The sequence below is a fragment of the Labilibacter marinus genome, from assembly GCF_001659685.2.
GTDB classification, from domain to species: Bacteria; Bacteroidota; Bacteroidia; order Bacteroidales; family Marinilabiliaceae; genus Saccharicrinis; species Saccharicrinis marinus.
This window is the reverse complement of the sequence record NZ_LXYE02000001.1, coordinates 17,667-42,138: the sequence shown is the minus strand read 5'-3', so window position 1 is coordinate 42,138 and position 24,472 is coordinate 17,667. Positions and strand designations below refer to the sequence as shown.

The 24,472-nt window shown below is 37.1% G+C and carries 12 protein-coding genes; 10 read left to right on the top strand and 2 right to left on the bottom strand.

What is annotated here, in order from left to right; translation table 11 throughout:
- Nucleotides 1-42: 42 nt before the first annotated feature.
- Nucleotides 43-276 (bottom strand): putative signal transducing protein, encoded by a 234-nt coding sequence (locus A8L32_RS00120; protein WP_075589670.1) that lies wholly within the window; start codon nt 274-276, stop codon nt 43-45.
- 345 nt (nt 277-621) lie between these two features.
- On the opposite strand from A8L32_RS00120, the gene A8L32_RS00115 reads away from it, so the two are divergent.
- The 6 genes from A8L32_RS00115 (at nt 622) to A8L32_RS00090 (ending at nt 10,511) form a co-directional block, all read left to right on the top strand.
- On the top strand, nt 622-2,850 hold the full coding sequence (locus A8L32_RS00115) for a glycoside hydrolase family 3 N-terminal domain-containing protein (RefSeq protein WP_075589669.1): 2,229 nt from the start codon (nt 622-624) through the stop codon (nt 2,848-2,850).
- A gap of 279 nt (nt 2,851-3,129) precedes the next feature.
- Nucleotides 3,130-4,680 carry a sulfatase family protein gene (locus tag A8L32_RS00110; protein WP_075589668.1) on the top strand — a complete coding sequence of 517 codons (1,551 nt, stop codon included), beginning with the start codon at nt 3,130-3,132 and terminating at the stop codon, nt 4,678-4,680.
- 22 nt (nt 4,681-4,702) lie between these two features.
- Nucleotides 4,703-7,264, top strand: a complete 2,562-nt coding sequence (locus A8L32_RS00105; protein ID WP_075589667.1) for a VPS10 domain-containing protein — start codon at nt 4,703-4,705, stop codon at nt 7,262-7,264.
- A gap of 57 nt (nt 7,265-7,321) precedes the next feature.
- On the top strand, nt 7,322-8,176 hold the full coding sequence (locus A8L32_RS00100) for a LamG domain-containing protein (protein WP_075589666.1): 855 nt from the start codon (nt 7,322-7,324) through the stop codon (nt 8,174-8,176).
- Between the two features lie 87 nt (nt 8,177-8,263).
- Complete coding sequence (locus tag A8L32_RS00095) at nt 8,264-8,494, top strand: bacterioferritin-associated ferredoxin (RefSeq protein WP_075589665.1); 231 nt, start codon at nt 8,264-8,266, stop codon at nt 8,492-8,494.
- Between the two features lie 388 nt (nt 8,495-8,882).
- The gene (locus A8L32_RS00090) at nt 8,883-10,511 is read left to right on the top strand and encodes a Na/Pi cotransporter family protein (RefSeq protein ID WP_075589664.1); all 1,629 of its coding nucleotides are present in this window, start codon (nt 8,883-8,885) and stop codon (nt 10,509-10,511) included.
- Between the two features lie 8 nt (nt 10,512-10,519).
- On the opposite strand, the gene A8L32_RS00085 is transcribed toward A8L32_RS00090, so the two are convergent.
- Nucleotides 10,520-11,707 (bottom strand): hypothetical protein, encoded by a 1,188-nt coding sequence (locus tag A8L32_RS00085; protein WP_143524961.1) that lies wholly within the window; start codon nt 11,705-11,707, stop codon nt 10,520-10,522.
- 179 nt (nt 11,708-11,886) lie between these two features.
- Here A8L32_RS00085 and A8L32_RS00080 point away from each other — a divergent pair, with 179 nt between their 5' ends.
- The 4 genes from A8L32_RS00080 to A8L32_RS00065 all read left to right on the top strand — a co-directional run bounded on the left by A8L32_RS00080 (nt 11,887) and on the right by A8L32_RS00065 (nt 24,387).
- On the top strand, nt 11,887-14,346 hold the full coding sequence (locus A8L32_RS00080) for a hypothetical protein (protein ID WP_075589662.1): 2,460 nt from the start codon (nt 11,887-11,889) through the stop codon (nt 14,344-14,346).
- 251 nt (nt 14,347-14,597) lie between these two features.
- Nucleotides 14,598-15,947: a sensor histidine kinase gene (locus A8L32_RS00075; RefSeq protein WP_083631110.1), complete on the top strand. Its 1,350-nt coding sequence runs from the start codon at nt 14,598-14,600 to the stop codon at nt 15,945-15,947.
- Nucleotides 15,948-16,271: 324 nt separating this feature from the next.
- Entirely contained in the window at nt 16,272-20,162 is a 3,891-nt protein-coding gene (locus A8L32_RS00070) for a VPS10 domain-containing protein (RefSeq protein WP_158027180.1), read from the top strand.
- 400 nt (nt 20,163-20,562) lie between these two features.
- Nucleotides 20,563-24,387 carry a T9SS type A sorting domain-containing protein gene (locus A8L32_RS00065; RefSeq protein WP_075589659.1) on the top strand — a complete coding sequence of 1,275 codons (3,825 nt, stop codon included), beginning with the start codon at nt 20,563-20,565 and terminating at the stop codon, nt 24,385-24,387.
- Nucleotides 24,388-24,472 lie beyond the last annotated feature (85 nt).

Sequence of the window (24,472 nt, the reverse complement as noted above, 5' to 3'; positions counted from 1 at the left end):
TAACATATACCTTAAATAAATTCGGATTAAACCCTGAATTAGTTATTTACTCTTATTAAATTCATCAATCAGCAGAAGCGCATTTTCCTTATCGCTCTCTAAAACTACAATCTCAGTAGGGTCAATACCTCCAGGCGAAACATGCCAAGGTGCAATACTTCCCATCAGCTCATTTTTTACTTGAACCATTATTCCATGATCCTCTAATATCTCTTTAATAATATCTGCATCAATCGGGCTACCGTTAAAAACGGAAATCAATTCGGTCTCTGTCATAATTTTTAAAACAATTGGTTAATTAATAATGTATCTCACTAAAGTTAAGCATTATGTACTAATGAAAAAAGAATTCATTGTATTAAACTGAGTACGATTAAAAGAATTGAGATACAAAAGTGAATATGCTGTATTATTATCTTCAGAAATGTAAACAATGGTATATCAAGAGGTAGCAGTGCAAAATCAAATTAGCGTATAAAGAACAAAAAGAATACATATTACAAAATGCAGACTCATTGTTATCAAATGACACCATTAATAGAACGAATCTTAGTGCTATATACTAAAATATCTAAGTATTTTCGCAATTCAAATTTTGTGTAAAACAGAAAATACATACGAATGAAAAATTGGATTCTTTTTATTGCGGCTATGCTATCCTTGGTATCATGCCATAAAACACCACAAACAAAAAAAATAAAAGTACCTGCTGAAATTGAACAGCTAATTGCAGAAATGACTCCTGAAGAAAAAGTGGGTCAGATGACGCAAATAACGCTGGGTGCTTTCTACAAAAAGAATGTACTACAAACGGAAAAACTGAAAGAATACATTGTAAAGTACAATATTGGCTCAGTATTAAATATACCAAAACCAGGTGTTCCAAGCATAGAAAAATGGCATGAGGTAATTACCTTGATTCAGGATTTGGCGCAGGAAACCAGAATGAAGATTCCTGTAATATATGGTATAGATGCTATCCATGGAACTACCTACACCAAAAACTCCACTTTATTCCCTCATAACATAGGTTTAGCAGCAACCGGAAACCCTAAAATAGCTTACCAAGGAGCGCAAATAACAGCCAAAGAGGTTCGTGCTAGCGGTATTCGTTGGAACTTTGATCCTGTTTTGGGGGTGGGACGTCAGCCATTATGGTCGCGTTTTGAGGAGACTTTTGGCGAAGATCCATTAATGGTAGAGGAGTTTGGACTAGCTACCATCAAAGGTTACGAAGGAGATGATGTAAAAAACATTCCCAACGTAGCTTCATGTATGAAACACTTCATTGGATATACCGTTCCGCGTACCGGAAAAGATAGAACACCTGCATACATCTCCGATATCGAATTGTACAATACCTTTATTCCTCCTTTCAAAAAAGCGGTTGAAGCAGGTTCAAAAACCATCATGATAAACTCAGGAAGTATCAATGGAGTTCCTGTGCATGCCAATAAATACCTATTAACTGATTTATTGAAAAATGAATGGGGTTTTGATGGCTTAATTGTAACCGATTGGGAAGACATTTTATATCTGCATAAAGAACACATGGTGGCTCACAACAACAAAGAAGCGGTTAAAATGGCCATTAATGCCGGTATTGATATGAGCATGGTGCCAAATGACTTAAGCTTTTACCACGATTTAGTTGAATTGATTAAAGAAGGTGAAGTAAGCATGGAGCGTATTGATGATGCCGTACGTAGAATCCTGAAAGTAAAACATGAATTAGGTTTATTTGAAAATCCTTATCCTGAAAAAGAAGCTGTTGCACATTTTGCATTGGATGAATACCCTAAAGTGGCGCTTCAAGCCGCACTGGAGAGCATGACTTTATTGAAAAATGATACTTTAAAGGGTAAAGCAATTCTTCCTTTAATTAAGAATACCAAAGTATTATTAGCGGGACCAGCCGCTCAATCTCTTTCCTCACTGCACGGAAGTTGGTCATACACCTGGCAGGGAACGAATGAAAAAGTATTTCCAGAATCAACATTGACTATTAAAGAAGCTATTGAGGCTAAAGTTGGAGCTAAAAATGTGAATTGTATTTCTCCTGAAGGATTTCATCAGGTAAGCGATAAAGAGCTAAAAGAGTTAAAAAGACAAGCCCGCAAAGCAGACTGCATTGTGCTATGCCTGGGAGAAGGAAGTTATGCTGAAACACCTGGTAACATTGAAGACCTGGAATTATCGCAAGATCAAATTAAACTGGCTAAAGTTGCTGCAGAAACAGGAAAACCAATTGTGTTAGTATTAACAGAAGGTCGCCCTAGAATTATTAGTAAAATTGAGCAAGATATACATGGTATCATTATGGCATATCGCCCGGCAAGCAAAGGTGCTAATGCTATTGCTGATGTGCTTTTTGGCGATTATAACCCAAGTGGTAAACTACCTTTCTCCTACCCTCAGTTTTCTGGAAATATTACCACATATGATGCCCCAGCTCGCAGCGAAAAATATTACAATCCGCAATGGCCATTTGGTTATGGTTTGAGTTATACCACTTTTGAATACGGAAATATTCAATTAAATACTGATACTTTAAACGTATCATTAAAATTGGCCGTTAAAATTGAAGTAAGAAATACAGGGAAAGTTGATGGAGCTATTCAAACACAGCTTTTCGTAAAAGATATAGTAGCTACGGTAATACCTCCAATACGAAAACTTCGCAAATACAATAAAGTATTTCTAAAGGCAGGTGAAAGCAAAATACTTGAATTTGAATTGGATAAAAGCGATCTTACTTTTATTAATCCTGACCTAGCAGAAGTAGCTGAATCTGGCGAATTTGAAATTCAAATTGCTAATAAAAAGAAAATGTTTTACGGTAAGTTCTAAGAATATACATATGCATTAGAAAAGCTCCCTATTATAAAGTTATTTACTAATTAATAAGGAGCTTTTTTATAAATGAAGTTTTTATGACAAACATAACGAAATAGTTGACTTTATAGACATGCTCTATTTAACCCACTTTTTACCCCTAGCTATAAACCACCACCAACAAATCAACTATTCATCCCCTTTTTACAGCTCAATTCTCCCCACTAATTTAAAGGCAGTTTTTATAATTTAGTCTTTCATACACTCATGAATACATTAACTAAATTTTAATATATGTCCCGCTTCATTTTATTACTTGCAATCATTGCTTTTGCGAACACCACGAGTTTTTCTCAACAAAAAAAACGGCCAAACATTTTATTTGCCATTAGTGATGACCAATCCTATGCGCATACTAGTTTTGCCGGGTCCTCATTTGTAAATACTCCAGCTTTCGATCGCATTGCAAGCGAAGGTATTTATTTCTCCAACTGTTATGCAGGCTCTCCAGGTTGCGCTCCATCGCGTAGTTCTATTGTAACTGGAAGGTATCCTTGGCAAAATGAACAATCGGGTCAGCATGGCTCATCATGGATGAAGAAATATGTGCCTTTTGTAGATGAATTGCAAAGCAATGGTTATGCAGTTGGTAGAACAGGCAAAGGGGTTGACCCATTTAGATATGCCAAAAACGAGCAAGAATCGTTATGGAGAGAAACAAATGCTGCAGGTATCTGCCATAATGAAATTAAATATACCGAAGAGAATGATGTTCGTCCTGCAAAAGGAATTTATGACGTTAATTACTTTGCCAACTTTAAATATTTTATAGACGAAGTAAAACAAGATAAACCCTTTTTCTTTTGGTTTGGAGCCAAAGAACCTCATCGAGGATACGAGAAGGATTCGTGGAAGAAAAGTGGTAAAAAATTAGAAGATGTTCAGGTTCCTGAGTTTTTACCTGACAACCCGATTATTCGCGGTGATTTGTTAGATTATGCTGTGGAAATTGAATGGTTCGACCATCATTTAATGAAAATGTTAAAGTACCTAGAAAAGGTAGGTGAGTTAGATAACACCATTGTTATTGTTACTTCCGACAATGGAATGCCTTTTCCCAGAGCCAAGGCTAACACCTACAATTTTGGAGCTCATGTTCCATTAGCCATTCGTTACCCTAAAGAATTTTCCAGTCAACGTGTTATTCATACACCCACCTCCTTTGTTGATTTAGCTCCTACCATTTTGGATGTTACAAATACAACTCCAAAGCAAATGCAGCCTTTAACAGGAACAAGTATGCTCAATACTTTAAAAGGCAAAAGTGAACCTAAAAACAAAGCTGTATTCTCAGGGCGCGAGCGTCATTCCTCATCTCGTTACCAAAATTGGGGTTACCCACAACGCGCCATACGTAAAGGCGACTATTTATTAATTTGGAATATGAAACCTGAGCGCTGGCCTGCTGGCGATCCACAACTCTATAATCCTAAAGATACCACTGAATTATTACCTATGTATAAGGGTGCTTTTACTGATATTGATGGTTCTCCATCTAAAAGCAACATTATTGGTGGAGAAGGCTTTTCCGAAACTCATGTTTTCTTCCGATGGGCTACTGAAAAGCGACAAGAGTTTGAATTATACGACTTAAAAAAAGATGAAGCCTGTTTATTAAATAAAATGGGAGACAACAAGTATCAGAAAATCGCTAAAAAATTAAAGAACGAACTGATTAAAGAGCTCACCAAAACAAAGGATCCCCGAGTAGTTGGTCCTGATAAAGAAATATTTGATAGTTATATTAGGTATAGTAAAATACGGAAATTTCCTAAACCTGAATAAATAAAAAGATAATCTACATAAAATGATACGATTAACATTAAGTGCCATCATTATTCTATTGTGTCTGACTTTACATGCTCAAATAGATAAAGCGTATTTTAACACGTTACATACAAAACAAGTTGAATCGAGTGACCTAGTTGAATGGAGACAAGTAGGGCCCGGAATGTCTGGGTATTGCGAAGAGTTTTGGTGTCACCCAACAGACCCCAATGTAATTATGATGTCGCCGGATATGTATAACACTTATGGCTCATGGGATGCTGGTAAATCATGGCATACCATGAAGGATTGCGACGGAATAGGTAAAGATTTGGCTCGTGTGCGCAAATTTGAATTCTCACACCAGAACCCAGCGTTTGGATATGCCATCACAGGAAGTGGCACCCTATTTATAACCAAGGATACTGGTAAAAGTTGGAAAGAAACGTATAAGTTTAAAGGACGGTCTGCCGATATTGTGGTAGACCCTTCCAATGACAATAACTGGTATGTAGGTCCTGGAGACTTTTGGAATGTAAAAGCCAATCATCGCTTTAAAGATGGGCAGACTCGTAACTTTAAAAATAACGGCATTTACAAAAGTACCAACAAAGGTAAAACCTGGAACAAAGTTATAATTGGAGATTTTGAAAATCTGGATGTAGGTCGTATTGCTATAGCCCCAACTGATTCGAAAGTAATTATTGCAGCTACCAGCAAAGGTTTGTTTCGAAGTACCAACCAAGGAAAAACATGGAAATCCAGTGCGCAAGGACTGCCCGTTAATCGTCCGCGCGATTTAGATTACTTTTATGATACAGACTCAAAAGAATTTATCCTTTACTTGTTAGAGCAAACCGCTTTTGAGGCAGATAGAAAAACGGTAAGTGTGCAAGGTGGTGTTTTTAAGAGTACTGACCATGGAGCAAGTTGGCAAAATATATCTGGCAATTTAGCGGTAGATATGAACGAAATAAGCAGTAACATCCTGCGCAATAAATATTGGAATTCTTTAGCATTTTGGTTTCAATCGAATACTAAAAGCATTCAACAGAAACATCCTGAATTACCCACTAAAGCATTTGATGTTTGGCATCGAATTCAGGTTAACCCGCTGAATAAAAACGAAATCTACCTATCGCACAATAATAAACACGATAAATCTTTTTTACCTGGCGGAGCATGGAAAAGTAACGATGGAGGTAAAACATGGATAGCAGCAGCCAGAGAAGGAAAATACTGGATTGAGGGCAAGGATAATGCGTATTGGAAATCGAGAAATAACCCGATTGGCACCAATACCACTTTCGCACATCTTCAACCAGAAATGGACCGAAGAGAAGAAACTTGGGGTAATCGTTTTTTAGAGCTTAGCATAGATGGAACAGCGTATATTTGCTTGGACCAACAAGTTCTCCAATCTAAAAATGGAGGCAAATCCTGGGAGCAAATTGATGATAACGAAACTGAGCCTGGCTGCAATCATTGGGTAGGTCGTGGCGATAGTAACCTACCAGGCCGTTTGATGTTACTAGAGACAGGAAAGAAGGATAGATATTTGATGTGCAGCGGAGAGCACGGTTTATGGCAAACGGCACCCTTAGGTAACTACCCAGATAAAATGGCTGTTGCTGTAGAGCAATTAGATGGACAAATTCATCATGGAGGTTCGCACTCTGCAAGTTCAGTAGCGATTCATCCGCAAAATCCAGACATCATCTATTTTTTATCTTATCGCCAAGAGAACAGAGGAAAACTACGTAAGTCAATCGATGGAGGAAAAACATGGAAAAACATTTCTACCATTTTTGATGCAGATGTCCCAATGCACCAGCGTTTGGTATTTCAAAACTCATTAATCATCGACCCTATCACCCCAGATAATATGTATTTCTGTGCAACAAGAAATCCTATTTCTGAGGTGGCTGGACCATATGCTAAAAAACTGACTAAAGGAGATTATGGTTTTTACCGTTCTACCGATGGAGGCAAAAATTGGGAACTCAGCAACAATGGCTTTCATGCCAATGTCAGTATACGACGTGTGATGATGGATCCTAAAAACCCTGCAATTTTATATGCTGCAGCTAACGATAAAAACGGTGCTTTATATAAATCAATTGACAAAGGTTTAAATTGGAAAAAAGTAAACATTCCTTCTACAATACAATCTGTCAATAACGTTTATGTGGATAGAAACAACCAGCATATTTATATTTCGTGCGGTAATGAACAAGCCACAGATGCTGGTGGTGGTGCTTGGCGCAGTAAAGATGGTGGTAAAAAGTGGGAAAAGATATTTGACTTGCCATTTATCTGGCAATGCGAACCCTCCCCTATTAACCCTGATATTATAACCGTTTGTGCAGCACTTCCTCCTAAAACTAAAGATGCGAACAAGAGGTTAAACCCTGGTGCATATGTGTCTATGGACGGTGGAAAAACTTGGAATAAAATCAATAATAATTTAGGACAGCAGGATAGAATAGTAGATTTTAAACCAGACCCTTATCGCGAAGATATTTTTTGGAGCTCTCAAAAAGGAAGTGGCTGGGCTATTGGTTATTTAAAAGGAACCAAGAATGGCTGGTCGGAGAAGTAAAAGAAAAATGGTAAATTTATTATTCAGTGTAATCACTAATACAAATAACTATATCCTATGAAAACAATATTCACAATAACATTCTCCATATTATTTACCATTATTAGTGCTCAACCTACTTTTAAATCGGGTAACGACCCTAAACCTTCAGACAAGAAATGGGTTCCCGTTGAAAACTTATCTGACGAGTTTGAAGGTGATAAAATGGATTTATCGAAATGGCAAGTCGATCCTGTTGGAAACGATTGGGCTTGGATTGGTCGCCCTCCTGGTTTATTTCGTAAAGAGAACATTGTAGTGAATGATGGAAACATGAATGTTACGGTAAGTAAACTGGATCAACCACAAACCATTAATGGAAAAAACTTTACCCATCAAGGTGCTATTATTCGATCTTTAAAACCAGGTAATGTTGGATGGTATTTTGAATGTAAGATGAAAGCCAATGCTACAGTAATGTCATCTACCTTTTGGTTAATGACTAAATATAATTGCAAAAAGAAGCTAGAAACAGATATTCAAGAATGTGTCGGCAGAACCACCGAATTATCTGAACCTTGGTCAAAAGGTTGGGACAGTATCTTCCATTCTAACGCTATACATCGCCATACTGCATGTGCTGAGAAATTACAATTGCAAAATGCAAGCAAACTAAAGGAACCTAACTATGCACGTTATTACATATATGCCGCTTGGTGGAAATCTCCCAAAGAAATTCAATTCTTTTTAGATGGCGAATATCAATACTCTATCAATCCTAAGGTAGAATGGGATAATCCAGCCTACTTACACATGGCAATAGAAACGTATAGCTGGAACCCGATTCCTGAAGATGGTGGCATAGTGGAAAGTGGAACATGGGAGCAACGCACTACTAAATATGAATGGATTAGAACTTGGAAGCTAGAATAGAAGAAATATTCCAAAACTATATTTTTTATGTCTTGCCCTAAGAAAATAAGTTTTACTTTTATCAGCTCAAAATAAAAAAGGATTATAATGTCAGATATTGTTTGTTACTGCGGAAATGTGGATAGAGAAACCTTGGCGAAAGTAATAAAAGATGGTGCTAAATCTATTGAAGATATTCGCTGGATTACAGCTGCGTGTAAAGATAACCGATGTGCTACAACCAACCCGAAAGGTGTTTGCTGCGAAGATGAGATTAAAGCAATGATTGTAGCCGAACATGGTTGCATTGAAGACTACTGCACTTGCTGTGGAGGATAAAACAAGAGAAAAAATGATAATTAAAAGCGGAGTTCATAGCTTCGCTTTTTTTATGCCTTGATAATTTATTTCAACCAATTATTAGGTGATAAATACCGAATCTTTGCAATACAGCTCCCAATCATATTCTCACCATACTCAAATTAAACATTGCACATTAAAGCCAATATTTGGATATAGCTATTTACAATCCTTTATTTTTGGAATTCCCCATCTTTGGCATAACGCCTTGCATTTGTACTTAAAAAAAGAAGGTAAAGTAGGAATACCTATCATTGCCCAATGATTATTGGCTCTTATTGCTGTTGCACCAACAAATATCATATATCCTATAGGAAATAATTTTTAATTTGTATTTTGTAAACATAACGCATTTGGACAATACTTTATGATGATTGATTGGTGGATATTGATATACCAGCTATTGGGAGGCTTGGCGCTATTCTTATTTGGGATGGATGTAATGACGAAATCGTTAAAGTCATCGGCGGGTAATCAGCTTAAAGCTTTTTTACACCGAATGACCTCTAATCGCTGGAAGGCTATGGTTGCAGGAACGGGTATTACGGCTGTTATTCAATCTTCATCTGTTACAACAGTATTGGCCGTTGGTTTTGTTTCTGCTGGTATTATGACCTTTGAAAGTACGCTTGGAGTAATACTGGGTGCCAATATTGGCACAACTATTACTGCACAAATTATAGCTTTTAAGGTTACTAAAATTGCTCTTTTTCTGGTTATTGTAGGATATTTGATTCATCTTATCTCCAATAAAAAATCGCATCGTGAAATAGGTAAAATATTTGTAGGTCTGGGCTTAATTTTTCTGGGCATGAATATAATGAGCGAAGGTATGCATCCCCTAAAATCCTACCCTCCCTTTTTAGAAACCATGCAAAACCTGAGTCACCCTATTTACGGTATATTAATAGGCGCAGCGTTTACTGCTTTGGTGCAGAGTTCGTCAGCCACCACCGGTATTGTTATTGTATTGGCATCGCAAGGGTTAATATCCACGCAAGGGGGAATTTCTATCATTATTGGAGCCAATATTGGAACCTGTGTTACCGCATTTCTTTCGGCCATTGGTAAACCTCGTGCAGCTATGCAAGTAGCCATGGCTCATATTTTCTTTAAGGTTATAGGCGCAATATTATGGGTTTGGTTTATTCCACAATTAGCAGAAATTACCACGGAGATAACACCTAAAGATATAGCCCGACAAATAGCAAATGCACATACCATTTTTAATGTGAGTAATGCCTTTCTGCTCATTGGCTTTACTAAACCTATAGCTAAATTGATAACCAAGTTAGTTCCTGTAAAAAAGTCGGAGCAAGAAAAGGAAATTTTATTATTAAACAATTACTACCTTCAAAACCCATCCATGGCTATTGAGTTGGTAGATAAAGAATTAAAAAAGCTATCTAAGAATACTGAAATGATATTTAAAACTGGTTTGGATACCATTTTTACGGGCTCTATGAGTGACCTTGAAGCATTAAGAAAATCGGATAAAAAAATTGACTTTCGCCAAACACAAATATTATCGTACCTACAGCAGTTACAACAAGAACAGTTGAAAAAAAAAGAATCGAAGCGTATTAAACATCAAATGGAAATTACTAATATTTTGGAAGCTGCAGCAGATGTAGTAACCACGGATATGGTAGAGGCAGCAGAACATCGAAGCAATTACGATCTTCCTATTAGTGATGAAACCAAAGCTATGTTTAATAGAATTTATCAGCAAAGCATTAACGCATTAGCCGTTAGTTTTGAGGCATATTACAATAACAATACACAGTTGGCCAAACTAGTGATGGAAAGCAAAAAGCCTTTAAAAAAGCATGCCTTTGAATTAAAGAATCATTTAATCGATCGCTTATCAAAACAAGATGCTAATAGAATAGCGATCATCCGATTTGAATCGGAGATTGTAGAGCTAACTGTTAGATTGCATTCTCTAGGGAGACGAATTGCGCGTTTACAACTAAATCAAGACTCTTCGAGTTAAGAAAGAGATTAATAATTAATCTCTTCAAAATGAATCAACTCACAACTAATCTCTGTTCGTTGCAGGCCGTTAACTTCAAATAAAGCATTAAAGTAACTATCTTCAGAAGATAAATTGGTATAAAAATCTACCATCCAGTCTTTATTTGTAAACTTGTTTACCGTAGCCATTACTCCAATATCATTATTCGAAACAAAGTATAAACCTTTTTTTCCACTACTCAGTTTCATATATGATACCATAGCATACTCAGTCTGAATATTAGGATAATTATTAGGTATATACGTCTTTTTCAAGTCTCCTTCCTGATAAATAAAACCGTGTGGTTTATATCGGACTTTAAACTTTTTACTATCCTTTAAAAAAACGGACTTTGAGGTAGTCATCGTTTTAAACTGACCAATATATACCACATTATGATTGCGCAACTCTTCCAAATCAAAGCGACTCTCTTGCCGTAAAGCAAAATCACTGCCATGCTCAATAAACCAACTATTTAAATCCTTAATTGCAAATGGTGCCATTTTAGAATACAAACTATAATTAGCTAATCGGATAGAATCTTCAGGATGTTTTTGTTTATATGTAATAAAATCGGCTTCACTATTGATATGCTCATTGATTCGAGGATCTACTCTATCTCCTAATGGTTGCCAGCAAATTACCTGATCAGCTATCACACAAATGTTATTGGCTTCTTCAACAAAAAACTCAGACCAGCAATACTTTTGTTCCGAACTATACTTAAATACCCAAATAAACAGGGCGCTTATCAGCACCAATAACAGGACAAGACTTAGCAATATATTTTTATGCTTATTAAAAAAAATCGCCATCCCTTGGCCTTTATCATCCAACAACTCTTTTTCCTTTTCCTCATACCTTAAGTTGTATTGGCCCTTATCAATCGAAAATTTAATAGCGTCATTTTTTCCGTCGGAATGATAATATTCGTAAAGCTTTTTTCTGAGGTTATACATATAAACCCTCACTTTACTATCATTTTTATCCGGATCATAATTATCTGCAAAAAGCTCGAGTCCTATCACATATTCGTTCACATCTTTACCTTGTAGACTCTGATCCACTAAAAATTTCAGGAGCCTGACATTACGTGGTGACTTTTCAAAAGCCCTATTTTCGCAGACACGACTTAAATATGGAAGAATAATATCGTTTTTTTCTTTTGCTGACATAGCGACAAAATACGAAAAAAAGACATCTCTCAAAAGGAGGTATTCCACGGTTTATAAGGGGTGTTAATTTAATTTAACCCAAATTTTAACAGCTAATCAACGTTGTTTTAGAGCTTATGTGCAATCCTCAAAAAATAATTTAAGTAATTTCCCATTTTAAATATCCAGATAAAACAACCATGATTAATAATCTACATTTAAACATAGCTCCAATTAAAACTCTTCTAACACTATTACTATTCTTGACCTATGCGTTTAGCATAAACAGTCAAATTGTTCTTTTAGGCGACAATGCTCCTCATGCCAATGTAAATGATGGTAATTTTGAAGCCGTAAACGGTTATTGGCGACAATCCAAGCAGTCTCCTTTTTGGAAAACCTATAACGTTGAAGGACTTGGCGAATACAAAATGGGTATTCATCATGGAACAATGTTTAGTATTAATGATGTGGGCATTGCAGAATCCGTTGTATTAAACACTAATCCCAACTATCAAAATCCGCAAGAAGGTGATTTGCTTCTTTGGAGCTTTGGTGCCGATTTAGAATATACTAGTAATGGAAGTATTTCCTTAAGCCTAATTTTTGGAGAACATGAACAGACGCTGGCTGATAGAGTAAAACTAATAGGTTCCGATAAAATAGTAGAACATTTTAATGGAAGTTACATACTCAATAAAGAAGATGCCTTGGCTGGACACCCTATGGTTAAAGTAACTTTTTATTCCGAAGACGAGATTAAAGTGTTTCTGCATTATGTAAACATAAGCATCTATGACAAAAGCAAAGCTGGTCCAACGCTTGATGCTGAAGCTAAAGCAACTGGGATTCAATTAACCTGGAGTGACGAATTGGCCAAGAACCAAAGCAAGTTCTATATCTATCGTCAATTTAATCCAAAGGAAGGGTATAAAAAAATCGGGGAAACCACTGAAAACCATTTTATAGATAAAACCATCATCAATGGTATAAATTACACCTATGTGGTTACACGGTTTGAGAAGGAGGAGTCTGGAGCCTCGAATAAAGTAATTATAGCAAAAATAGATACTACCCCACCCTCCCCCGCTACAGCACTTAATGCAGATTTTTTTGATTCTGAAATAAAGATTTCATGGGATAAAAGTGTGGATAATGATGTACAGCATTACTCATTATATAGAGGTGATGAAAATGGTAATAATTTGCAAGAGATAGCACATAATATCAATAAAGATTTTTATTTGGATTTTACGCCAACCAAAGATATTTATAATACTTACGTAGTTTATGCACACGATTATAGCGGTAATGTAAGTATGGGTTCGGAGCTATTAAAAACTAAACCAAAAATGGTTACAGGAGCTTCCTTTAGCGACCTCATTTTGCCCATGCCTATTTTGCAAGAATTGACTAGTGAAACATGGGGTGCTGATGGTGTTGTACCTCGTGATATACTTAACGGCATTGAAGATCCCGAGTGGAGTTATTGGGGAGGTCGTCCTGTTAAAGATAAAGATGGTAGATACCACATGAATATAACACGTTGGCCTGCAAATGCAACTAAAGGACATTGGGAATGGCCGCGTTCAACCGTTGCTCATACAATATCAGATAACCCTATTGGCCCTTATAAAGTTAAGAAGGACAAGGCTTATTTATATGCAGACGGCTTAGGCCATAATCCAGATATTATAATACTAAACGATGGTAGCTATATAATGTATTCCTTGATTAACTGGGAAGCAACATTATTCACTGCTCCTTCTATGAACGGACCTTGGAAACGCTTGGGCGTGATGAAAGTGAATAAAGAAACCGAACTGGAAGAACCTAATAAATACTATCGCTTTGAAAGGAATCTATCTGGTGTACAAATGCACGACGGGCGATTTTTATTCGTTACCAAAGGAGGCGCTATGATGATGAGCGAGGGAGTAGACCCACTTGGCCCCTATCACATAAAAACTGGTCCTATTCAAGGTAACCCAATCATCCCCGAAAAATATCGTAACTCAAATTATGAAGACCCTGTGCTTTGGAAAGATGAAGTACAGTATCATATGATGATTAATGCATTCTGGGATTATCGCGCTATATATTTACGTTCTCCTGATGGCATCAACTGGAAATTTAACCCTGGAACTGCATATACACCTAATAATACGAGTTACGAGGATGGTACTCGTACACATTGGTATAAACTTGAGCGTCCGCATGTTTTAACAGACAAATATGGAAGAGCAACCCATCTTTCTTTAGCCGTTATTGACGTACTAAAAGCTAACGATCTTGCAAAAGACAAACATAGTTCCAAGAATATTATCTTACCACTTACTGTGCATAAAAGGCTAAAGATGCTTAACTCGGAAAAGGTTACTTCGGATACAAAGAAAATCAAAGTTCTAATTAAATCTGAAAACGGTTTTAACGCGCAAAAAGATATCGAACTAGAAAGTTTACGATTGGGAGCATGCGAAAAAGTTGACTACGGCAGAGGATGCAAAGTACTTAAAACAAAGAAAAAAGGCAAGGACTTAATCATTGAATTTAATGGTGCCAGCAATGGTATTACGAAAGACAACTTCGTTTGTAAACTGCTTGGAAAAACAAAATCGGGCGATTTAATCATTGCTTATTGCAGTTTATCTGCAGAGTAAATTTTCTAACTATTTCCATAAAGTCGTTAAACCCAAAGCGACTTTATGGAAAAGTTAAAGGACTTCCTCTATAATTAATTATCAACAAACTGTATCCTTTTTCTACTAGCATCGTACTACGTTAGTTATTTTATAGATCATTAGCTCAATACATTAGCTCAAAACAAAAAACCCCATATGGTGTTTTAACTTATTGAATGAATGATATGATTTAATTAAACTATAAAATAATCTTAAATTATAGATGTTGGATGATGATAAGATGGGTTAAGGAATATTTAAGTAAAGGAGAATACGTTGCTAGCGATGGCTTGAATTATTGGCGAGAACGCGTTTTTAAAAGTATACTCATCATCATTGTAGGCATCGGTTTTGTTCCGTATATATTTGGCATGTACATGTCATTTACGTTTAAAGTATATTCTGTTGCTATCGTAGACACCTTTGTCTACGCGTCAATCATCTTCATCATTTTTACCCATAGAATTAAGCTCGTTCAGAAAATATATTTTATCGTTGGTCTTATATTTTTTATCGGAGTAACTCTCACCTTAATTTTAGGAGAAACAGGTGCAGGTTTTAATTACATCATTGGATTTTCCTTACTAGCTTCACTTCTGCTAGGATTAAGAGGGGCAATCAACAGTTTAATTATTACTATAGGCTTAATTGCTTTTATTGCTGTAGGACTGCATTTCAATATATTTGGGTCTTTACTAGTTTCAAAGTATGAAATAATGCATTGGTTAACGGTTTCCATTAATGTGTTTGCTGTTAGCGCCATGTCATCTATACCTTTGGCTGTGCTTGTAAAAGGTTTAGAGAGTACTATTGCAGGACAAAAAAGTTTACAGTATGAATTAAAAGAAAAAATAGTTCTACTGGAAGAAGCTAGGAATAACGCTGAAGAGGCGGATAAGCTAAAGACAAAATTCTTAGCTAATATGAGTCACGAAGTGCGGACACCGCTAAACTCGATATTAGGTTTTTCTGAGCTAATGCAGAACGAGATGTATGGATCCAGAGCTGAGATGCTGCACTATATTAACACCATCAATAAAAGCGGAAACTATTTGCTTAACATTATAGAAAACATCCTTGACTTTTCCATGATAGAGTCGAGCCAACTAAAGCACTCAATTGAGCCATTTGATTTTACACAAACATTAAAGGAAATAAAACAAGTGTATGAATTAGATGTTAATTCTAAACATGGCGTAGATATCGTGTTTAAACAAGCCGAGCAGAATAGTCCATTAACCTTACATTCCGATTCTCACCGAATAAAGCAGGTGCTTTTTAACCTGATTAACAACGCTATTAAATTTACCGATAAAGGATATGTGGAAATTGGTTATCAAATAAATAACAACACCTTACAATGTTACGTACAAGATACTGGAGCAGGAATTGAAAGTACTGACCAAGAACTAATTTTTAAACGCTTTGTAAAAATTGAAGGCAAAAATAAAGTAAAGGATGGAACAGGTTTAGGTCTTCCAATCTCTAAAGGTATTATTGAAACTTTAGGAGGTAGCTTGGATGTAAAATCGGAGGTAAATAAAGGTTCTACTTTTTACTTTTCATTGCCTTTACAATAGTAAAACTTAGTATTCATACCCCCTTATTAAAACTTTTACATCAGGTTAAAAACACCTCACTAACCTATACAACACCTACACTACCAAAACTCATAAGGTAATTTTGTATCTCGTTTTAGGGTGTAAATAGAATTATTTTTCATGTACAGTTTTTAACCAGTACATGTCTAAGGCAGTCTACAAAAGAGATGACATATTTAACTACAAATAAGTCAAGAACTTTTATGTAACTCAATACTTAAAACAAAGTAAAATCTACAATAATAAAAAATCAGCAATCGTATGAAGTTAAAATCTATTGTGCTTCTGTTTACACTAGCACTTATGAAGACTGCGCTAATGGCTCAGTACGGAGGAGGAAATGGAACATCTGGCGATCCATACATTATAAATCAACCTACTCATTTGAGTACCTTATCTACAACAACTGGAGATTGGACTGGAGAAAAATATTTTGAATTAGGTGCTGATATAGATATGAGTGGTGTTTCTTTTACGCCAATTGGTAATACTGTTAGCGTATTTAACGGACACCTAAACGGAAAATTCCATACAATATCTAACTTAACAGTAACACCTGTTGCCAATGTTGATGGTTTATACCAGCAAGGTACAGGTCTGTTTGGAGCTATCAATGGAACCATCACCAGTGTTGGTATTATAAACATTTCGATTGATGCATCTGCTGGAAATAATAGCAGTAGAATTGGTGCTTTTGTGGGAGAACTAATTGGTGGTTCAATATCACAGTGTTATAGTTTGGGAGGTACAGTTTCTGCAGGTAGTGGAGGTTGGACTGGTAGTATTGTTGGTGGACTTTTTTCAGGAGGAACAAAGAGTATTAACAACTGCTATAGCACTACCACAGTAACTGCAGGCTGGGGTTCAGGAGGAATAGTAGGTGCCAATCGTGGCGAGCACGAGATTACACAAGTAGCATTTTACGGTATCGTTTCTGGAGGACCAGCAATTGTTACAGTACAAAACGATGGTACAGCCAATAAAGCCGGTATTGCTCCAACCAAGTCATATTATAAATCATCTACTGCTGAGGCAGATGCCAATGCAACTGGATTAGATGACACAGAATTAGCAGATGCGACAAACTACCCAGATTTAGATTTTGAGGATATCTGGGAGATGAACGCTATTGATGGGTATGCGGTACTTAAATCAGTATACGTAGAACCTGAACTAGACTTCTTTGAGCATATCAAAACCAAAAGGATGGAATCGAGCGACCTTGTTGAATGGAAGCAATTTGGCCCAGGTATGTCAGGTTACAACGAAGAATTTTGGTGTCATCCAACACAAGTCGAAGTGATGTTTATGGGCCCTGATATGCATGTAGCATACGGTACCTGGGATAATGGAGAATCGTGGCAAACACTAAAAGATAGCGACGGAGATGGACTTGATTTAGAACGCGTAAATGATCTGACCTTCTCCTCATCCAACCCAGACTTTGGAGTAGCTATTGAGCGAAGAGGAAAGGTATTTGTTACCAACGACATGGGACGCTCGTGGGAACTAAAGTTTTTAATGGATCACGCTGCAACAAGCCCATGGTACAACGCTCATTCCAGAGTGGTAATAGATCCAAACGATGATGACACCTGGTATATAGGTGCTGGTGGTTTCTGGGACGTGAAGGGCAACTGGCGATCAGCTGCAAGCCCACAAGGTACACACCGACCAATTTCTGCCTATGGATATATTCTAAAAACGACTGATGGCGGTGCAACTTGGGACAAAATAGCTACTGACATTGATGATATGTTGGATATTGGTAGAATTAGGGTAAACCCAAACAATTCCGATAGAATTGTAATAGCAACAGGGCAAGGAATGTTTGTAAGTACTGATGCAGGTGCTACATGGAATGCAAGTAATACGGGCTTACCAAACGACCTGCCAAAAGATTTAGCCGAATACTACGACCCTGTTACCAAAGAGTATATTTTATACACAGTTGAACAATCAGTTTATAGCGAATCAGGAAATACTATTGCCACCTCTGGCGGAGTATATAAAAGTACTGATGGCGGAGATAACTGGACAAGCATTACTGGAGATTTAGGTCTTGATTTTAATCAGATTACAAATAGCTCATTTAGGGATGGTTATAACAAACTAGTTGCATATTGGTTAGGAAAAGATAAAAGCGTCATTGCGGCTAAAGATTTCCCAACAAACACGCTACAGGTCTTCAGACGTTTAGTCGTTAATCCAAAGGATAAAAACGAGCTATACTTATATGCTAACCAAAGACATGATAAATCATTTGGTCCTGGCGATATTTGGAGAAGTGCAGACGGTGGACAGACATGGAAAATTGTGACCAAACACGGAACCTATTGGCACGAAAATTCGGATGCTGGCTATTGGCAATCAAAAGGAATGACTACTACTCCGAATGTTGAATTTGCACACCTACAGGCTTCCTTAGACCAATCTCTTGAATCCTCCTCAGCTTGTCGTCATTTAGCGATTAATGCAGACGGAGAAGTATTTATTGGAATTAACCAGCAAACACAACGCTCTACTAACCATGGCGAAACATGGGAGCAAATTGATGATGTAGAAACAGCCCCGGGCAGTGGAGCTTGGATTACTCGTGGGACAAGCGACCTACCTGGACGCTTTATTCTATCCGAAACAGGCATACCTGATCGTATGTTAATGTGTAGCGGTGAGCACGGTTTATGGCAAACAGCTGACATAGGCGATTATTCAGATAAAGATGCTGTCGCTGCCCAACAGATTCAAGGTCAGGTGAACGACATCAATGGTAATCATGATGCCCATTCGGTTTCAACTGTTGCTGTTCATCCTAATGATCCTAACATCATCTTTATATTAGCTTGGCGTCAAGAACATAGAGGTTGGTTACGTAAAACAACCGACGGCGGAAAAACATGGAATAATGTGGTTCAAATATTCGATACAGATAATGGTTCATGGGAAGCTACAGCAAGTCAATACAGCTTAAAAATTGACCCTATAAATCCAGAGAACATGTATTTTACGGCTATTTACAAACCGATTTCCTGTGGTACAAACTCTGGTCCTGGTCAAGATTTAACCATGGGAGAATATGGTGTTTATCGATCTACAAATGGTGGTAATTCGTGGACAGCAAGTAACGACTGGGTTCCTGCTAATGGTAGTGTAAACCGAATTATCCTAGACCCAGAGAATCCAGAAACCTTATATGCTGCATTAAACCAATGGAGCAATAACGATCCTTATGGTCTTTATAAATCTACAGACAAAGCAGTTACCTGGACTCAAATGGACATACCTACTGAAATTAGATCAGTAAATAACATTTACATCGACCGAAACACCAAGTATATGTATATCTGTTGTGGTGCTCGTACTGGCGATTATAATGCGGGTGGTGTATACAGAAGTAAAGACAATGGTGCTTCTTGGGAGATGTTTTTTAAAGCACCTTATGTGTGGCATGTTGAAACATCGCCCGTAAACCCAGACATTATTTTAGTGAATGCTGCTGGTCAGGTTGGTGGAGCTTTTAAAAATCCTGGTTTTTATCTTTCGCAAGATGATGGTGCTAATTGGGTAAAAATTAATAAGGGTATCGGTCAGCCAGATAAAATGGTAGATATAGAACTTGATCCTTATAATGAAAACATACTTTACAGTGCTGCTTGGGGTTCTGGATGGTATAAAGGAATGATTAAAACAGATGAGATAAAAGCTATTTGTGATGATGCCGTGGTAGATATGCGCGATGAGCACACCTTGTATGCACATGGTTCTATAGGTTCTCAATTGGAATACACTTGGACCGTTCCTGACGAAGTGACCGAATATACCATCACCAATCATAAAATTACTTTTACAGCTCCAGATGTTGAAAATGATGAAGTATTAACTTTTGGCTTAAGTGTTAGTAATAGCGAAGGTAGCGATGCCATTGATGTAAAAGTAGAAGTAAAAAAGATTGATACTGCTGTAAAATACCCAACTCGTGATAACTTGGAGATTTATCCAAATCCAGCACAAAATAATTTACAAGTGAGCGGCGTAAATGAAACGGCTGTTTATTCGGTTGTTTCAACTTCAGGAGTGCAGTTTTTATCTACTCCCAACAAAAAGATTGATGTTTCAGAATTAAGTACTGGTCACTACCTTTTAAAAATAGAGACCGATGATAAAACAACATTTCACAAATTTGTGAAAATGTAAATTTCCCAAACTAACGGAGGCTCTTTCTTAAGGCCTCCGTTTTTTGTCTTATTTCCTACCCCGCATTTCCATTACCACCCCATACTACAACCTGAATTTCTGCAACTTAAACAAAACAAGCTTCCATTATTACCCTATAGCTACATCCTCCATATTTACCCTTATTTTTACCCCAAATTTCAAATTCAACTAATATTTATCTAAACAGCGTTTGCATACACCCCTGTTTTACAGGTTAATATAATCAGCTCACTTTCATGGATAATTTTCATTTTTGTTTCATCTTAAAAAAACCAAATCAAATTGAAACTACAAGTATGAAACCAGTATCCGCAATTGACTCTTGCATAAGCAGATGCTAATATGAGCTAATTGATTATACAAATTAAAATTATTACGCATGAAAAAAGTCTCTACGCTTTTTATACTTTGTCTGTTGATATCAAATGTTTTTGCCAAACAACATACCGTTATCACAGAGAATTTCTTTAATCCTCAGTTCTATTCCGAAAAGTTTTTCCTTTTCAACACAGATGGAACTACCGACTTTGTTCGATCCAACAACACCGATTTTGAATGGGGAGGATATGCTATTAAAACCAGTGATAACTGGGCACCGATAGGTTACTTATTTAGTGACAATGCGACTAGTTCCAGAAACTGCTTATGCTTTTTAAACGAATCGGAATCTGCGGGAGCATATGCTTATTGCCAATTCGATTCGAGTGCTGACCCTTTAAATAACGATTCTTTAATCGGCTTAAGTAGCGTAAAAATAAGCATGATGGATGATGCTCCTGAAGATAAATTGGGCATTATGATTAAAGATGCTAATGGCAATTGGTTTTACTCTTCTATAGCGAATAGCATATTAGCTATTGGCTCTGAAAAGACTTTTAATATAAAGGATTTTGTATGGATGAAGGTTAGTGCCACATTGTCTTCTAACCTTGATAACCATACTGATATTTCAAATGGTATTGGAGATATTACGCAAGGTGCCGTAACAGGAACTCCCGATTTAGATTATATAACTGGTGGAGGTGTTATTATTCACGAAGGAGTGGTGAATGATCTTAACCTAAGAATTAGTGCTATAGAATGGCTAGGGCAAACACCAGCTGGAACGCCTGTATTAATTGAGCCAGTAAACAATTCAACTGTAACTCAATTAAATACTATTTTAAAATGGGATGTGGAAGGTGAAGAAACCTATACATATGACGTTTGGTTTGCTAAAGATGGCGAATCCTTAACCAAGGTAGCTAGTGCTATATCTGCAAAGCAATGGGATGTTGATAATTTAGCAGACCTAAGCACCTACAAATGGAAAATTGATGCCATCGATGCTGATGATAAAATAATACAAGGCGAAGAGTGGGACTTTTATGTAGAAAAAGGAATGCCTACCTTTTTTAATGATTTAAAGAATAAAACTGTTGCATCCGTTGATTCAGTGGTATGGAAACAATTTGGACCAGGTATGGCTGGTTATTGCGAAGAGTTCTGGTGTCACCCAACAGATGAAAATGTCATGTTTCAATCACCAGATATGTATAATAGCTATGGAACCTGGGATAACGGACAATCATGGCACACCATCAAAAACTGTGATGGAACAGGCGTTTATATGAGAAGAGTTCAATCCATCACCTTCTCTCATCAAGATCCTAATTTTGGAATGGCCATAGATGTTAGAGGTTATTTATACCAAACCACAGATATGGGCCACAACTGGGAATATCAAGCTACTAAAAACTTTGGTGGGAGACACTGTGAACTTGCGGTAGACCCATCCAATGATGATATTTGGTATATGGGTGCTGGTGATTTTTGGAATGTAAAAGCCAATCATCGAAGCCTCGCTAGTTTCAACGATCCTTCACAAGGATATATCTATAAATATGCGCAATATGGCCATCTTTATAAAAGTACCAACAAAGGAGAAACGTGGACTAAAATAACAGATAACTTTGCTGTTGATACTGAGTTTGGTAAAATTATAGTTGATCCTCGTAATTCAAACCATGTTATTGCCATCACCAATTATGGTATTTTCAGAAGCTCCAACCAAGGGCTTAATTGGACAGCAAGCACATCAGGCCTTCCTCATCATTTTGCCCGCGACATGGATTATTATTACAATGAAACGGATGATGAATTTATCCTGTATACGGTACTTCAAACCACATACAGCCCGCAAGGCTCAACGGTAACTTCGGAAGGTGGAATATACAAAAGTACGGACGGAGGTGTTAATTGGACTAGTATTACAGGAAATGCAGCACTGGATCTTACCAGAGTAACTAGTTATACTACACGCGATAAATATCACAATGCCATTGGTTATTGGTTCGGAGTAGATAAAGCTACAGCTAAAAACACCTACCCTACTTATCCGTCAAGCATATTACCTGTTTATAATCGCTTAAGGGTAAATCCGAACAATAAAAATGAAATATACATTGCCAATAATGTAAAACACGATAGAACCTTTGGAGCGGGCGATGTATGGAAAACAACAGATGGCGGTAACACTTGGTTTGCAACAGCACGTAGTGGTAAGTATTGGATAGATGGCCAAGACAACAGCTATTGGTCATCAAGAAATTGCCCTACAGGAACCAATACGACCTATGCTCACCTTCAGCACGAAATGGATATTCGTGAAGAAACTTGGGGTAATCGATTCTTGGAAATAAATAAGGATGGTGAAGTTTTTATATGCTTAGATCAACAGATTTTACGCTCAAATAACAATGGTAGTTCTTGGGAACAAGTAGATGATTTTGAAACCGAAACAGGAAGCCATGCCTGGGTTGGCCGAGGTGCCAGTAACTTACCTGGTAGGTTTATGTTATTAGAAACAGGTAAACCTGGTCGGAAATTCTTCTGCAGTGGTGAGCATGGTTTGTGGGAATCTTCTCCAATAGGCACTTTCGCTGATAAAACTGCTGTAGCTGTAAAGCAAATAGAAGGTCAGGTAAACGCTGGAGGTGCTCATTCCATAGCATCGGTGGCAGTACACCCAACTAATCCAGACGAAATTTACATCCTGATGTTCCGTCAGAGCCATAGAGGTCAATTCAGAAAATCAACAGATGGAGGTAAAACATGGTTTAACGTTTCAAAACCTGTCAACTGGACCGCCAATGAATCAGGTGATATGATGTTTCAATATAACCTAACTGTTGATTATACCAATCCTGAGAATATATACTTTGTAATGCCTGAAAATGCCATTACGGAAGTAAGTTCAAACAACGTACCAGATGGCTTTAACGATTTTGGAATTTATAAGAGTAGTAATGGTGGTGTAAGTTGGACTATTGAAGATACTGGCTTACCTGCTGATGCAAGTGTGAGTAGATTAAAAATGCATCCAGAAAACTCTTCTACGCTTTATGCAGCATTAAACGAAAGTAAAACGGGTGTTGCTGGTGGATTATATAAATCAACAGACAAAGGAGCCAATTGGCATAAGATGACGATTCCTTCTGTTATTAAAGCGGTCAATAATATTCATATAGATAAAACAACCAAAGATTTATATATCTCTTGCGGCCGATACATCGGATCGTTTGAAGAAGGTGGTGTGTGGAAGAGCACTGATAACGGAGCAAGTTGGAAAAAGATATTCTACCTACCTTGGATATGGCAAGCAGAAACATCGCCCATAAACCCAGATATCATTTTAGTAAATGCAGCTATGCCTCACGAATCGCAAGGAGGATCACTATTTAACCCGGGTGCATATGTTTCACTTGATGGAGGTGCTACATGGCGAAAAGTAAATAAAAACCTTGGGCAGCCCAATACAATTGTTGATTTAAGACCAGATCCTGATCAGGAAGGTGTTTATTGGTGTGCTCTAAAAGGTAGTGGTTGGGCCAGAGCCATAGAAAAAGGTGTAATTGTAAACGAGTATACCCCAGAAGATGGTGATGACAACTCCATTATAGAGGAAACTGGTAAGGAAACAATAACACTTTATCCTAATCCTGTAAGAAACCAATGTATTGTTGAGTTTGAACTAACGGAACCTGATGATGTGCAACTCAACATCCTTGATATCAATGGAAGAAAAGTGATTAGTAAAAATGAAGCTGCTCTAATAGGCGCTAATAAAATAGTAGTAAACACCAACCAACTATCAACGGGTGTTTACATCCTAAATGTTAAAGTTAGTGGTGACCATTATTTTAAAAAGTTTATAAAAAAATAATACCTATTAATAAAAAGGCACTGGGTAAAATATATAGTCTATTTTTACTTTAGTGCCTTTATTCTAATTATCCCAAAGCCTGAAT